The following is a 584-nucleotide window of genomic DNA, read 5'->3' as shown; positions in this document are numbered from 1 at the left end:
CATAAGGTTTCCTGAAACTCTTCTTTTAAGCTGTATCGTATCATTTTGAATTTGAAAAGGAACTGTTCCAACTAAATCACCCCAAGGATTGAAAATTAATTCTCTTTTTCCTTCAGTTAAAGATAAAGTATAAGTATTATCCGATACCATAATTGTTGATTGAGATAGTTTTCTCATCCATTTCTTTTGTTGTAACTCTACCTTAGTATTCCGGTTTAGAACTTCTTTTAAAGAAGACAGAGGTAAAATAGAGTTATATCCTTTAAGTTTAACTAATTCTGTATATGAATTGTCATCTGGATTCTCTATTATACCACCATACGCTTTTGGTCCTATTCCTATGAATTCACTAAAATCATATTCATGCTTCATCTTACCTAGCTCCTTATCATCTACATCATCAGGCATAAGATTTGTATCTAATTTAATACCATCTGTATCAATATAATATAAATTAGATGAGTACTTATACATGAAGTGTGACATTGTAATTCTAGAATAAGAAGAAATTGCAGAAGATATAGGTACAGAAATATTCATATTAGTAAAGCTATAAGTCGGAGGCCAAGCGGTCTTAGGAAGAC

The 584-nt window shown here is 30.8% G+C and carries 1 protein-coding gene; it reads right to left on the bottom strand.

All coding sequences use genetic code 11. From position 1 onward, the window contains the following. Nucleotides 1-474, bottom strand: a 474-nt coding sequence (locus ABD990_RS34165) for a hypothetical protein (protein WP_345384943.1), incomplete at its 3' end; no start/stop codon positions are given. Between the last annotated feature and the right edge of the window lie 110 nt (nucleotides 475-584).

The organism is Pseudonocardia yuanmonensis, assembly GCF_039542425.1.
Lineage (GTDB): Bacteria > Actinomycetota > Actinomycetes > Mycobacteriales > Pseudonocardiaceae > Pseudonocardia > Pseudonocardia yuanmonensis.
Note: the sequence above shows the minus strand (reverse complement) of the source record. Positions and strands in the feature narration are given on the sequence as shown.